The following is a 13,809-nucleotide window of genomic DNA, read 5'->3' on the forward strand; positions in this document are numbered from 1 at the left end:
ACTTTATACCCCTTCCGCCACCCGGTACTCGTGCCCTGCCTCCTCCAGCCCCAGCATCACGTCGAGGTTCTGCACGGCGGCCCCGCTGGCCCCCTTGCCCAGATTGTCGAGGCGCGAGACGAGCAGGGCGTGTTCCCCGCCGGGGCTGGCGTAGACGAACAGTTCGAGGTCGTTGGTGCCGTTGAGCGCCCTCGGGTCGAGGATGGGGTCGGCAGGCTGGCCGCCCTCGAAGGGCATCACGCGCACGAAGCGTTCCCCGGCGTAGCGTTCAGCGAGCGCCGCATGCAGCGCCTCCGCCTCCACCCCCAGCGCCCTGAGGTGCAGCGGAATCTGGACCAGCATCCCCTGCCGCCAGCCGCCCACATGCGGCGTGAAGAGGGGCGCGTGCTTCAGGCCGCCGTGCCGCGCCATTTCCGGCTGGTGCTTGTGCGTGAGGCCCAGGGCGTAGCTCTTGAACGGGCCAGCCATCGGATGACCTGCTGAATCAGAACCGGCCCTTCCCTCATTCGCGTCCACCAGCGCGCGGCCCCCGCCGGAGTACCCGCTGAACCCCTGCACACTGACGGGATATTCAGGCGGCAGCAGGCCCGCGTCGGTGAGGGGCCGCAGCAGCGCAATCGCCCCGGTCGCGTAACAGCCCGGATTGCTGACGAGGCGCGCGGCGCGAATCTCCTCACGGCTCCCCTTTGTCAGTTCGGGAAAGCCGTAGGCCCAGCCCTCGGCGGTGCGGTGGGCGCTGCTGGCGTCCAGCACGCGCGTGGCCGGATTCTCAATCATGCCGACCGCCTCGCGCGCCACATCGTCATGGAGGCACAGCACGGCCACGTCGGCGGCATTCAGCAGTTCGCGCCGGGCCTCCGGGTCCTTGCGGCAGGCAGGGTCGATGCTCAGCAGCTCAAGGTCACCCCGGCCCTCCAGGCGGGCGCGGATTTGCAGGCCGGTGGTTCCGGCCTCGCCGTCGATGAAGATGGTGGGAGTCATAGGGTGGGCTTCTCCTGGGCATGTCGTGCGCGCCATTCACGGGCCAACAGACCATAGGTCGCGTCGTCCGTCCATTCTCCCCGATGCAGGTAGCTTTCCAGGGTCGTGCCCTCATGCCGGAATCCCGCCCGGCAGAGGAGTGAGGCGGCGCGACCATTGCGGGGGTCGATGCTGGCATAGACGCGGTGCAGGGCCAGCGTTCCGAACAGGTGCGTCAGCAAGAGGCCCAGTCCCTCGGAGGCCAGGCCGCGTCCCTGGGCCTGCGGGGCGAGGGTGAAGCCGATTTCGGCCTGCCGCGCGCCCACGCCCCGCACGGCGAGGTCGCCCAGCAGCTCCCCGGTGCCCGCGTCCGCCAGCCCCAGTTGCGTCCAGCCCTCCTGTCCGGGGGTGCGGCCCTGCATGTCGGTGATCAGGGCCGCAGCCTCCTTCAGGGAATACGGCAAGGTCCAGCTCTGATACCGGGCGACCTCGGGGTGGTTGCGGTACGCGGTTAGTGTGGGCGCGTCGGACAGATCAAGGGAACGCAGGACCACGCGGCTCATGTCCACCACCCTACCAGCGGGGCCTCATCTCGCCCATCACGTGGTACAGCAACGCCTTTTGCGCGTGCAGGCGGTTCTCGGCCTGGTCGAACACGCGGGACTTGGGGTGTTCGGTGGCTTCCGGCACCGTCTCCTCGCCGTAGTGGGCGGGCAGGCAGTGCAGGAAGATGCCGTCCGGGGCGATGGTGTCCAGCATCGCGGGCGTGACCTGATAGCCCCGGAAGGCGCGGCGGCGGATGTCGGCCTCGGCCTCCTGGCCCATCGAAATCCAGACGTCGGTGTACAGCACGTCGGCCCCCTCGATGGCGCCCAGGTCGTTCGTCAGGGTCACGTTCGCGCCGCGCTTCACGGCGTCCATCAGGACAGAGCCGTTCGGCTCGTACCCGACCGGGGTGACGATGGTCACGTCGGTGCCGGTCAGGATGCCCAGGTGAATGTGGCTGTTGGCGAGGTTGTTGCCGTCCCCGATATACACCACCCGCCGCCCACGCAGGTCGGGGCCGAACGCCTGCTCGATGGTCTGGTAGTCCGCCAGCAGTTGTGCGGGGTGCAGCATGTCGGAGAGGCCGTTGATGACCGGAATGGCGGCGTGGTCGGCCAGTTCGTGCAGCGTCTGCTGGAGGTACACCCGGCCCATCACGCCGTCCACCCAGCGCTCCAGGTTGCGGGCCACGTCGCTGACGCGCTCGCGGGTGCCCAGGCCGATCTCGGCGTTGCTGAGGGTGATGGCGTGCCCGCCGAGCTGGTACATCCCCACGTCGAAGGTGGTCCGCGTGCGCAGGGACGCCTTCTCGAAAATCAGCGCGAGGCTGAGGCCGGAGAGGGGCTTCACGCCGCGCCACTCGCCCCGCTTCATCGAGTGGGCCGTGTCCAGCACCGTCCGCAGCTCCCCCGGTGTCATGTCCAGGTTGCTCAGGAAGTCGCGCCCGGCCATCACCGGGGCGGGCAGCGTCTCCGGCGTGAGGAGCGCAGGATTATTCGCCGCATTCGCGGGGGGCTGCTGCGGCATCGGCTCTGCCCCAGAGGGCTGGGCGGCGGAATGGGCGACCTTCGTCATGGAGAATGATTATACAGAAGATAGAAAAAAGATGCAGAAGGAGTTGTCCCGCATGCCTGCACGCCCTCCGGAGGGGAGGCGTACACTCCGGACCGATGCCGCCTTCTGCCCTGCCCGCCCGCAGCCTGCTCCTCGCCCTGCTGATCACCTTCATCTGGGGCGTGAACTTCGTGGTGATCAAGTGGTCGGTGGCGGGGGCGTCGCCGCTGCTGGTGGCCGCGCTGCGCTTCGCGGTGGCCGCCTTTCCCGCTGTGCTGTTCGTGCCGCGCCCCCGTGTTCCCGCGCGGATTCTGTGGGGGTACGGGCTGGCGGTGGGGGTAGTGCAGTTCGGGCTGCTGTACCTGGCCGTTCAGCTCGGCATGAGCGCGGGCGTGGCCTCGCTGCTGATGCAGACACAGGCCTTTTTCACGGCGCTGCTGGCCGCGCGTTTCCTGGGCGAGCGCATCACGCCGCCGCAAATGCTGGGGATGACGCTGGCCTTCGGGGGCATGGCCCTGATTGGCCTCGCGGCCGGTGGGGACGTGACGCTGGTGGGGCTGCTGCTCACGCTGGTCGCGGCGTTGGGGTGGGCGTTCAGCAATCTGCTGGTGCGGGCCTCGGGCGGGGCGAACGCCTTTGCGCTGGTGGTCTGGAGCAGCCTGATCGCGCCCCTTCCCCTCACGCTGCTGGCGGGGCTGACGGCGGGGTGGGGGTCGGTGGTTCACACCCTCACCACGTCGGGCTGGGCCTTCTGGGCGGCGGTGCTGTTCATGGGGCTGGGCAACACGGTGCTGGGCTTCGGCGTGTGGAGCCTGCTGATTCAGAGGCACGGGGCCTCCCGCGTCGCGCCCCTCTCGCTGCTGGTGCCCGTGTTCGGGATGCTGGCGAGCGCCGTCTTCTACCACGAGGGTTTTCCGTTCCTGAAGCTGCTGGGCGCGGGGCTGGTGTTCGGGGGACTGGTGCTGCATGTGCTGGGAGGGCGGCGGCGCCCGGTCCTCTCCCCCGCCGACTAAGCTGCGCTCATGCTCAAGGCAGAGGTTCTGGGCCGTCCCGCTGAAGACAACGCCCTGTGGGTCACCGCCGACAGCGGGCAGGGGCAGACGCGCTTGCTGCTGGACTGCGGGGAGGACACGCTGGACGCGCTGCCGCTGAGCGAGGTTCAGGCCATAGACCACCTGCTGTTCTCGCACCTGCATATGGACCACGTGGCGGGGTTCGACACTTTCTTCCGGGCCAACTTCGACCGGATGGGCCGCGAAAACCACATCTGGGGGCCGCCGGGCACCGCGCGCATCCTCTGGCACCGCTTTCGGGGCTACTGGTGGAACTACGCGCCGGAGCTGCAAGCGACCTGGCGTGTGCATGACGTGGACGGGCGGGAGGTCCGCACCTTCCGCTTCGAGGCACACGAGGCGTTTGAGGGGATGCACGAGGAGGGGACGCGCCCGCTGCAAGGCCCCCTGCTGACCACCGCCGAGGCCAGCGTGGAGGTCATTCCCCTCAAGCATCACGGTCTGAGCCTGGGCTACGTGGTCCGCGAGCCGGAGCGTGTCACGGTGGACGCGGGGCAACTCGCTGCGCTGGGCCTGAAGGGTGGCTCCTGGCTCGCCCAGCTCAAGGCGGGGGCGAGGGGCAGGCTGGACATTCAGGGCATAACTCACAACGCCGATGAACTGGCCGCGCGGTTGCTGCGGCGCGAACCCGGCCAGAGGCTCGCCTACCTGACCGACTTCCTGCTGGACGGGGCGGAACAGGACAGACTCGCGTCGCTGCTGGCGGGCGTGGACACCCTCTACGCCGAGGCGCAATACGCGCCGGAGGACGCGGCCCTGGCGGCGCGGCACCAGCACACGACCGTCACGCAGACGGCGGCCCTGGCCCGGGCGGCGGGGGTGCGGACGCTGTGTCTGCTCCACCTCTCACGCCGCTACCGTCCGGGGCACTGGCCGGAACTGTTGCAGGCAGCCCAGGCCATTTTTCCCGCCACGCGCTTCCCGGGGGAGTGGCTGGAGGAGTGACGTACCCTGTCTGCCATGACCTCACTCCCCTCTCTCAGCAAGCACTGGGACTCCCACCTGCATACGCCGTTGTGCGGGCACGCGCAGGGTACGCCGCGCGAGTACGCGCAGGCGGCGCTGGACGCGGGCCTCGCGGGCCTCTGCTTCACCGACCACATGCCCATGCCCGCGTGGTACGACGCCCCCTGGCGGATGCGGCTGGACCAGCTCGCGGAGTACGTGGACACGGTGCGCGAGGTACAGGCCGAGTTTGCCGGGCGGCTGGAGGTCCGGCTGGGACTGGAGGCCGATTTTCACCCCGGCACCGAGCGGTTCGTTTCGCAGGTGCTGAACGCGCACGCGTGGGACTACGTGATCGGAAGTGTCCACTACCTCGGCGCGTGGGGCTTCGACAACCCGGAATACGTGGCCGAGTACGGGGACCGCGACCTGGGGCAGCTCTACCGCGACTATTACGCGCTGGTGGCGGGGGCGGCCAGAACGGGCCTCTTCGACAGCATCGGGCACCTCGACCTGCCCAAGAAGTTCGGGCACCGCGACCCGGAGCAGGGGGCGGCCCTGCATGCGCTGGACGTGGTGGCCGAAGCTGGCCTCGCGCTGGACTTCAACACGGCGGGCTGGCGCAAGCCGGTGGCCGAGGCGTACCCCTCGCCGGGGCTGACGCGCGCCGCCGCCGAGCGCGGGATTCCCTTCGTGCTGGGGAGTGACGCGCATACGCCGGGAGAGGTCGGGTTCCGCTTCACCGATGCCCTGCGGCAGATTCAGGACGCGGGCGGGCGTGTGGTGACTTACGCGGGGAGGGTGCGCCATGCCTGAGAAGGATTCCGGGCCGTCCGCCCCCGAGCGAAGCGGTGAGACGGCCGGGCGCTCTACCGGGACGGCCCAGAGCAGCGCGGCTCTGCCTGAAGTCACCCGCAAGCAGCTCGTGGGGGCGCTGAACACCACGGCCGACCTGCTGGACGTGCTGGGGCAGGAGCCGTTCCGCGCCAACGCCTACCGGGGCGCGGCCCGCAGCCTGGAGGCGACCGAGACGCCGGTCGCGGACCTCATGGCGGCGGGCTTCGCCGGGGTGCCGAAGGTCGGCAAGGCCATTGCCGCCGACCTCACCGCTTATGCCACCACCGGCATATTCGCGCCGCTGGAAGAGGCCGCGAGTCAGGTCGAACCCGGCGTGCTGGGCCTTTTCCGGGTGCGTGGGCTGGGGCCGAAGAAGATTCGCGCGCTGCGGGAAGCCGGCGTCGACTCGCTGGAGGGGCTGCGCGAGGCGGCGCAGGACGGGCGGGTGGCGGCCCTGAAGGGCTTCGGCCCCAAGAGTGCCGCGACCATTCTGGAAGCCGTGGAGTTCGTGCTGGGCGCGCAGGACCGCCAGCACCTCTCGACCGGGCTGGACGTGTCGCAGGCGCTGGCGGGCTGGCTGGACGGACTGGATACCAGGACAGCCGGGGACGCACGGCGCGGCCTGGAAACGGTGCGCGTGGCCCGCGTGACGGTCACCGGGGCTGCGGAGGACGTGACGGCCCGGCTGGCCGGGCGGGTGGAAGACCTCGCCCCGGTGGACCCCAAGCCGCTGCTGAACGGGCGGGTGAACGGCGTGCCGGTGGAGGTGGCCTATGCTCCTGCCGGAGCACGTGGCGCGCTCGACCTGATGATGGGCGGCGGCACCGACTACCGCGAGTCCCTCCGCGCGGTGGCGAAAGCGCGGGGCTTCGACCTCAGCGGGCGGGGGCTGAAACGGGAAGGTACCCTCATCCCCACACCGACCGAGGCGGACGTGCTGCGCGAACTGGGCCTCCCCCTGCGCCCCGCCGAGTACCGCGACCCCGAACACGACGGGGTCTGGGAGACGCTGCCCCCGCCCGCCGAACTGGTCACCGTGGCCGACCTGAAGGGGCTGCTCCACACCCACTCCGTCTGGTCGGACGGCGCAGCGACCCTCCCCGAGATGGTGGAGGAAGCGGTTAGGCTCGGCGGGGTTTCCGGTGGCACCTTTCTGGGCACCGGCGACCACTCCCGCGCCGCCCACTACGCCAACGGCATGAGCACCGAGCGCCTGCGGGCCTACGTGCGCGAAATCCGCGAGCTTCAGCGGGCGGGCCTGCCGATCCTGGCGGGGACCGAGGTGGACATCCTCGAAGACGGCTCGCTGGACTACCCCGACGAGGACCTGCTGAACCTCGATTACGTGGTGGCGAGCGTCCACAGCCACTTCACGCTGGACCGGGAGCGGCAGACCGCGCGGCTGGTGCGGGCCGCCTCGCACCCCCTGGTCACGATCCTGGGCCACCCCACGGGCCGCCTGCTGCTGCGCCGCCCCGGCTACGCCCTCGACCTGGACGCGGTGCTGGCTGCTGCTGCCGAGGCAGGCACCGTCGTCGAAATCAACGCCAACCCCGCCCGCCTCGACCTCGACTGGCGCGAGGCCCTGCGCTGGCGTGACCGCCTGACCTTCGCCATCAACACCGACGCCCACGTGCCCGCCGGACTGGGCGACACCCGCTACGGCGTGGCGGTCGCGCGCAAGGCTGGACTGACACCCGAGAAGGTCGTGAACACGCTGGGCCAGGAGGAGTTTCTGGCCTTCGTGCGGCGGCAGCGGGAAGCGCGGGGGTAGTTCCACGCGATGAGGGCAGCTTGCGGCATCATCCCCCACCCAGCCTCCCCCGCAAGGAGGGAGGAGCAAAACTGCATCTCCAACGCACTCATGTACCCAGCGGCATCATTCCCATCTTTTAAAAACCGTGTCAGCCGGTAAATGATCCCCACCTTCCCACTCCACTTTCCAGGCCGCGGAGCCGTTCGGGCCGCAGGCCCGAGGCCTTCCAAACGGGCCAAGCATGGCGGCGAGGCCGGAACCGTGACGGGCTGGGCAACCTCGGCAAGGTCCGGAACGACTCTTGCCCAGCGCAGCGCCGCTCCCCTGCCCCCTCTGGGGGTAGGGGCTGGGGGTGGGGGCCACCGGGGTCAAGAGGCCCAGCCTCCAAAAGCAAAACGGCCCGAACCTCAAGCCCGGACCGCCCACCCTCACCCTCCCGCCTACTCGAACGCCGCCTTCCGAGGCTCCGGCAACCGGTACGCGATCAAGGCACTCGGAATCAGCAGCGTAAGGCTGGCAAGCGCCGCGATGGTGGGCGTGGAGGCATCCGCCAGCGCCCCGACCAGAAACACCAGCAACCCCGCGAACCCCCACGAGAACCCCATCATGATGCTGCTGGCGACCGCCACATGCCCCGGCGCATATTCCTGCGCCGCCACGACCCCGACCGGAATGCTGGCATTGACCGCCGCACCCACCAGGAAGGTGAGGGGGTAAAACCACCAGTTCGCCGGGCTGGACATGATCAGCAGGGCAAAGGGCGGAATCGTGCTGAGAATGGCCGAGCGCAGCACCGGCACCCGCCCGTAGCGGTCGCTGGCCCGCCCGCCGACGATGCCGCCGACGGCGCTGGCGACGGCGTACACGGCGAGCGTGATCCCGACCTCGCGCATCCCGAAGCCCCGGTTCATCAGGATGAAGGGCAACATGGCGTTATAGCCCATGCTGGCGAGCGAACGCAGCACCGCCATCCCCCACAGCCACACCAGCGGCCCCCGGAAGATGCGGGCGTACTCGGCCATCCCGACGCGGCGACCTGTCGCCCGGCCAGACGGCGTGACGGCAAAGGTGATCCCCGCGATCACGGCCCCGATCAGCGCGAACCAGGGCAGGTGCGTGAGGCCCACCCCCGCGAAGACCGGTCCCAGCGCCATGCCCGCCGTGCCGCCCGCACTGAAGAGACTGGCCCACAACCCCCGCTTCTGGGGCGGACTGTTCAGGGCGACGTAGGCCGCGCCCGCCGGGTGAAAGAAGCCGCTGCCGAAGCCCGCCACCGCGACCAGCAGCATCAGCGCGCCGAACCAGGGCACGAAGCCCATCAGCGTGAGGCCCAGCCCGGTCATCAGGGGGCCGAGGGCGGCGGCGTAGCGGCGGTCCACCCGCTCGCCCAGAATGCCCAGCAGGGGTTGCAGCACACTGCTGGTGAGGCTGTAGACGCTGGACAGCAGAGTGACGGCGGCGATGCTCACGCCGAACTTGCCCTGCAAGGCGGGCGTCAGGGGCGTGAGCATCGCCCCGTAGGCATCGTTGATGAAGTGGCCCGCCGTGACCGCCACAGCGATGGCGGTGGCGTGGCGGGCGGCGGCCTGGGGCGAGACGGCTTGCATCGGCTTACCCTACGCCAGTCGCGGAGGCCTCTCTGGCGCGTCCAGCGGGCCGGGCCACCCCCTCCCCCGGCGGAACAGACCGGACCCGGTGACGTGAAGTTTTTAACAGAGTACGCTGGGGCATGAAGCTCGCGTTCCGGGATGCCGTGGCCCAGACTCTTCCTTCCGAGGCGCGGCTGCATGCCTGGCTGGCCGCGCTGCCGGGGCGCGACTGGGAGAACCTCGCCGGGCTGTTCGCGGCGGTCCTCCCCGAACTCGACGCCGTGCTGGCCCTGCCCGGGGGCCATCCCCTCGCCCACGCCCTGGCCCATGCGCGGGGCATTCCCGTGCTGGACGCGCTTTCCAGCCCCAGGCCGGAGATACCGGAGCAGCCAGCAGACTCCGCGCGGGCAGAGGTCGCGCTCGTGACCGGTTACCTCACGGACGGCCTGCCCGAACTCGAAGCCCTGCTGCGTGCCGAGCGGCGGGGCCTGCGGGTGCTGGCCGTGGCCTCCGCCATCGAACGGACCGACGCCCGGGGCCGCACCCGCCTGGAACTCCAGGCCCTGCCCGTCCAGGCCGCCGTGCAACTGGCCGAGACGCCGGGCGGCCTGACCTTCGAGCGCCGCACCCCGCGCCGCTGGCCCAAAGTTTCCTGATCCGGGCGGGCCGCCGTGGACGGGTTCTACCCCCGCCCGTCGGCCTTTCTACCGGCGTTGGTCCTCTCCCTACCGGTACGCCCGCAGCGCCCGTTCCTCAGCGGGCAGGCGGACCAGCAGCAGCAGGGCGGCATTCAGCACGCTGTAAGCCAGGGCCGTGCGCCACGCCCCGACCGCCAGCGGTGCCGCCGCCATCTCCAGCGCCACCACCGCATAGTTCGGGTGCCGCAGATACCGGAAGGGACCCCCCGTGACGCGCTCGCCGCCGGGAAGAATCAGAATCTTGGTGTTCCAGTAGCGCCCCAGGGTGCGAATCACCCAGGACCGCAGCGGCTGCGCCAGCACGAACAGCGCGAAGGCCAGCCAGTTCACCCGCCCGCGCGAACGCCGGCCTTCCAGCAGCAGGCACAGCATCCAGGCCGGGTGCAGCACGAAGAAGAGGGGATAGTGTTCCTGGCCGGACTCCACCGCGCCGTGTTCACGCGCCCAGTGTTCGTTGGCGCGCGCCACCCGCAGTTCGAGCAGGCGCTGCACGGTCAGGAAGGCGAAGATCAGGGGGGCGAGGGTGCGGGCCTTCACGTCAGGCAGCTTACGGGATGCCGCACGCAGAATGAGACCCGTCCGCCTGTTGGCCCGTCAGGCGGGTGACCGTTCCCGCCCCGCGACCGACCCAGCCGGAGCCGAGAGCCGCCGGAATCAAGGACGACAACCTGGCGGTTTCCTGCCTCCGATCACGGCGGTGGAGAGCTGAAGCCTCCCGCAGAAGTCCGGGACAGCGCGTTCAGGGACGCGGGGTTGACCCGGCATAGTTGACCCGGCGTCCCTGACTTCCGCGTTCTATGCCCCCGCCAGCAGCGCGTCGGCGGCGGCGTCCGCGTCGAGTTCGCCGCGCGCGACGCGGGCATAGAGGTCGCCGCTTACCGCGCGTGCGCGCTTCAGCACCCGGTCCTGCACCAGCGTCCGCACCTCGAACTCGGCGCGGCGTTCGCGGCGTTCGTGCAAGCCCTCCTCCCCCAGAAAGGCGCGGTGGGAGAGAATGGCGTCCACGATCTTGTCGAGGCCCTCCCCCTTGGCGGCGACGGTGCGGCGCACGGGCGCGAACCAGGTGTGTTCGTCGTGCTTGCCGAGGCCCTGCGCGGCCATCAGTTCGCGGACGGTGCGGTCCGCGCCGGGGAGGTCGGCCTTGTTCACGGCGATCACGTCGGCGATTTCCATGATCCCGGCCTTGAACGCCTGCACGCCGTCGCCCCCGGCGGGCGTGACCACCAGCAACGTGTGGTCGCAGGCGGCGGCCACGTCCACCTCCGACTGGCCCACGCCGACGGTTTCGAGAATCACCCAGTCGAAGCCCGCCCCCTCCAGCAGCGCCAGCACCTGCATGGTCCGCGCCGAAAGGCCCCCCAGCGCCCCCCGGCTGGCGAGCGAGCGCACGAAGACGCCCTCGTCGGCATGATGGCGCAGCATCCGGATGCGGTCGCCCAGGATCGCGCCACCCGAGTAGGGGCTGCTGGGGTCCACCGCCAGCACCGCGACCCGCTGGCCCTGGGCACGCAGGAACGCGATCAACGCGTCGGTGAGGGTACTCTTGCCGCTGCCGGGGCTGCCGGTCACGCCCAGGACAACGGTGCCGCCCGGTCCACGGGAGGCCGCCAGCTCGCGGGCCGCCCGCAGCAGGGGCCGCGCCGCGTCCAGGCCGCTCTCGGCCAGGGTGATCGCGCGGGCCAGGGCGCGCAGGTCGCCCGCACGGAAACGGTCTTCGAGGCTGTGGGCTGTGGGGGGTGGGCTGTTGGAAGTCATAGGCAGAAGTCAGCAGGCAACCGGAAGACGGAAGCGCCAGGGGAGGAAACCGGCAAGTCCCGGACGGAGGCGAACGGAACGCCTCACCTTAGCGCAGGGCACGCGCCCCCGCCTCTCCCACACCCTACACCCCACGACCCTCACGGGGCCTGCCCCAGCACGTCGTCCGCCTCGGTCGCCTCGATCAGGTTTTCCAGATGCGCGTCGTCGTTGAAGCCCAGCAGGGTGCCGCCGTTCTCGCCCAGCAGGACGCGGGTGATGCTGGTGTTGGTGACGCTGAGGCGCGCCCAGGCGTTCGGGGGCACGCCGCCCAGCGCGAGGCCCACCGCGACCCGCACCACGCCGCCATGCGTGAAGACCAGCACCCGGCCCCCGGCGTGGCGGGCACGCAGCACATCGAAGGCCGCGCCGCAGCGGGCAAAGAGGTCTTCCATGCTCTCGCCGCCGGGCCGCCGGGTGGCCCAGGGATCGGCGCGCAGGGCCGTCAGGTACCCGGCGTGCCGCGCCTCGATGTCGGCCAGCACCAGGCCGCCGAGTTCCCCGACATCGATCTCGCGCAGGCCGGGGTCGGGCTGCACCGCCGGGTGCCCACTCAACCGCTCGGCCACGATCTCGGCGGTCTGGGAGGCGCGGGTGAGGTCGCTGGAATACACGGCGTCGAAGTGCTGCCCGGTCAGGCGCTCGGCCAGGGTGGACGCCTGGAGAATGCCGACGTGGCTGAGCGGCACGTCGGTCTGCCCCTGGTAGCGTCCGTCGGCGTTCCAGGTGCTCTCGCCGTGCCGCACGACCCAGAACTCGGTCGCGGTCCGGCGGTCGGGCGCGACGAAGCCGGTGGGAGGACGCCGCTGGGTCAAGGCGTGCCCTCGCCCGAGAAGGTCACGCCCTGCCCCCGGACCATTTCCCCGATCACCCAGGGCGATTCGCCCGCGCCGCGCAGCGCCGCCAGGGCCGCTTCCCGCTGCGCGGCAGGCACGATGAACAGGAAGCCCACGCCCATGTTCAGCGCGCGGAACGCTTCCCGGCGCTCCACCTCCGCCCGCCGCACGATCAGCTCGAAGAGGGGCGGCACCGTCCACGAGGCCGTGTCCACCCGCATCCCCACACCTTCCGGGAACACGCGCGGCGGGTTGTCGATCAGGCCGCCGCCCGTGATGTGGCCCATGCCGCGCACGTCCACGCCTGCCCCCGCGAGGGCGCCGAAGGCGTTCAGATAGGCGCGGTGCGGCACAGTCAGCAGGTCTTCGAGCCGCTCGCCGTTCAGGTCGGCGCGGGCCTCCTGCCAGTCCAGCTCGTCCAGAGCGAGGCGAGCCAGGCTGTAGCCGTTGGTGTGCAGCCCGGCGCTGGGCAGGGCGATCACGGCGTCGCCGGGCTGGATGCGCGCGCCGTCGATCAGGTGCGGGCGGTCCACCACGCCCACGATGGTCCCCACGATGTCGAGTTCGCCCTCCACGTACACGCCGGGCATCTCGGCGGTCTCGCCGCCCAGCAGGGCCACGCCCAGCGCCTCACAGGCCCCCGCCGCGCCGGTCACGACCTCGGCCACCCGCTCGGGCCAGAGTCTCCCCATCGCCACGTAATCGAGGAAGAAGAGGGGCCGCGCGCCCTGCACCAGGATGTCGTTCACGCAGTGGTTCACGATGTCCGCGCCCAGGCCGGAAAAACGCCCGGTCCGCACCGCGACCTTGGTTTTGGTGCCGACGCCGTCGGTAGAGGCGACCAGCACGGGGTCGGCCATCGCCCCGAACGCGGCGCGGAACAGGCCGCCGAAGCCCCCGATCCCGCCCAGCACGGCGGGCGTGTGCGTGCGCGCCACCGCGCCCTTCATCAGGGCGACTGCCCGGTGCCCCGCGTCGATGCTCACGCCTGCCCGCTCATATGCCGACGTGCCCGCAGGGGCCGCGTCCGTCTTGCCTTGCGTCATGATCCTCCCGGAAAGTGCCTCAGCCCGTGCCTCGGCATGAGGCCCCCCGCGCAGGGCGGGTCCGTGCGGCAGTTTACCCGACTCGCCGGGGGGTCAGGCTCCGGCGTCCGGCTCCGGCAGCGGGGCGGTCCGGCGGGCCAGCCACCAGCGGAAGGCCGCCACCAGCGCCACCAGCGCGGACAGCAGCCCCACCCCCCAGGCCAGGCGGTGCGCGTTGCCGCTGAGCCACACCACCAGCGCCGTCACCGGCAGCGCCCCGGCGGCGGTCGCCAGCAGGAAGGGCCGGAAGGGCATCCGCGCCGCCCCCGCCACCAGATTCATCACGTCGGCGGACAGCACCGGCATCAGGCGCACCATCAGCACGCCCTGCACGCCGTGGCGCGTGGCAAAAGCGTGGGCCGCATTCCGGGCGCGTTCACCCGCCAGCGTCCGCACCAGCGTGTCCCCCACCGCCCGCCCCAGCCCGTACCCGGCGGCGGCGCCCAGCAGCACGCCGGCGTACACGATGAAAAAGCCCTCGACCGGGCCATACGCGCGGGCGGTCACGGCGATCATGACCAGGGCGGGCAGCACCGGCAACACCGCCTGCACCACGAAGCCGAGAATCAGGGCCAGCGGTCCCGCCCACCCCAGCCCCGCCACGAAGGCGTGGGTCACGGCGGGGGCGCTGGAGGGG

14 protein-coding genes are annotated in these 13,809 nt (G+C 71.0%); 5 read left to right on the forward strand and 9 right to left on the reverse strand.

Annotation, left to right across the window (positions count from 1 at the left end; translation table 11 throughout):
- Positions 1-3: 3 nt before the first annotated feature.
- From argC to argF, 3 genes are read right to left on the reverse strand one after another with little or no spacing between them, the layout of a single operon-like run.
- Positions 4-981, reverse strand: coding sequence for an N-acetyl-gamma-glutamyl-phosphate reductase (argC, locus tag DEIPH_RS12355; protein ID WP_034358520.1), 978 nt, complete (start codon positions 979-981; stop codon positions 4-6).
- A complete protein-coding gene (locus DEIPH_RS12360; protein ID WP_034358550.1) occupies positions 978-1,523 on the reverse strand; it encodes a GNAT family N-acetyltransferase in 546 nt (181 codons plus the stop codon). Before DEIPH_RS12360 ends, argC begins: the two co-directional genes overlap by 4 nt.
- A gap of 10 nt (positions 1,524-1,533) precedes the next feature.
- Positions 1,534-2,457, reverse strand: coding sequence for an ornithine carbamoyltransferase (argF, locus tag DEIPH_RS12365; protein WP_034358552.1), 924 nt, complete (start codon positions 2,455-2,457; stop codon positions 1,534-1,536).
- A 233-nt stretch (positions 2,458-2,690) separates the two neighbouring features.
- Here argF and DEIPH_RS12370 point away from each other — a divergent pair, with 233 nt between their 5' ends.
- The 4 genes from DEIPH_RS12370 (at position 2,691) to DEIPH_RS12385 (ending at position 7,188) form a co-directional block, all read left to right on the forward strand.
- Positions 2,691-3,572, forward strand: coding sequence for an EamA family transporter (locus DEIPH_RS12370; protein ID WP_456072961.1), 882 nt, complete (start codon positions 2,691-2,693; stop codon positions 3,570-3,572).
- Between the two features lie 9 nt (positions 3,573-3,581).
- Positions 3,582-4,577: an MBL fold metallo-hydrolase gene (locus DEIPH_RS12375; protein WP_034358524.1), complete on the forward strand. Its 996-nt coding sequence runs from the start codon at positions 3,582-3,584 to the stop codon at positions 4,575-4,577.
- A gap of 15 nt (positions 4,578-4,592) precedes the next feature.
- Positions 4,593-5,393 carry a histidinol-phosphatase gene (locus DEIPH_RS12380; RefSeq protein ID WP_034358526.1) on the forward strand — a complete coding sequence of 267 codons (801 nt, stop codon included), beginning with the start codon at positions 4,593-4,595 and terminating at the stop codon, positions 5,391-5,393.
- 82 nt (positions 5,394-5,475) lie between these two features.
- Positions 5,476-7,188, forward strand: coding sequence for a helix-hairpin-helix domain-containing protein (locus DEIPH_RS12385; protein WP_034358554.1), 1,713 nt, complete (start codon positions 5,476-5,478; stop codon positions 7,186-7,188).
- Positions 7,189-7,610: 422 nt separating this feature from the next.
- Here the strand turns inward: DEIPH_RS12385 and DEIPH_RS12390 are convergent, their stop codons facing one another.
- Positions 7,611-8,777, reverse strand: a complete 1,167-nt coding sequence (locus DEIPH_RS12390; protein ID WP_034358528.1) for an MFS transporter — start codon at positions 8,775-8,777, stop codon at positions 7,611-7,613.
- Positions 8,778-8,899: 122 nt separating this feature from the next.
- On the opposite strand from DEIPH_RS12390, the gene DEIPH_RS12395 reads away from it, so the two are divergent.
- Positions 8,900-9,415, forward strand: a complete 516-nt coding sequence (locus tag DEIPH_RS12395; RefSeq protein ID WP_034358530.1) for a hypothetical protein — start codon at positions 8,900-8,902, stop codon at positions 9,413-9,415.
- 69 nt (positions 9,416-9,484) lie between these two features.
- Here DEIPH_RS12395 and DEIPH_RS12400 read toward each other — a convergent pair whose 3' ends face one another.
- The 5 genes from DEIPH_RS12400 to DEIPH_RS12420 form a co-directional block, all read right to left on the reverse strand.
- Positions 9,485-9,994, reverse strand: coding sequence for an isoprenylcysteine carboxyl methyltransferase family protein (locus tag DEIPH_RS12400; RefSeq protein WP_034358532.1), 510 nt, complete (start codon positions 9,992-9,994; stop codon positions 9,485-9,487).
- 258 nt (positions 9,995-10,252) lie between these two features.
- A complete protein-coding gene (gene meaB / locus DEIPH_RS12405) occupies positions 10,253-11,212 on the reverse strand; it encodes a methylmalonyl Co-A mutase-associated GTPase MeaB (RefSeq protein ID WP_034358534.1) in 960 nt (319 codons plus the stop codon).
- 140 nt (positions 11,213-11,352) lie between these two features.
- A complete protein-coding gene (locus tag DEIPH_RS12410) occupies positions 11,353-12,066 on the reverse strand; it encodes a histidine phosphatase family protein (protein WP_034358535.1) in 714 nt (237 codons plus the stop codon).
- A complete protein-coding gene (purM, locus tag DEIPH_RS12415) occupies positions 12,063-13,133 on the reverse strand; it encodes a phosphoribosylformylglycinamidine cyclo-ligase (RefSeq protein ID WP_034358537.1) in 1,071 nt (356 codons plus the stop codon). The genes DEIPH_RS12410 and purM overlap by 4 nt, the downstream gene beginning before the upstream one ends.
- A 93-nt stretch (positions 13,134-13,226) precedes the next feature.
- Positions 13,227-13,809: TVP38/TMEM64 family protein (locus tag DEIPH_RS12420; RefSeq protein WP_034358557.1), on the reverse strand; the 583-nt coding region annotated here is incomplete at its 5' end.

Source organism: Deinococcus phoenicis (assembly GCF_000599865.1).
Classification (GTDB): Bacteria; Deinococcota; Deinococci; order Deinococcales; family Deinococcaceae; genus Deinococcus; species Deinococcus phoenicis.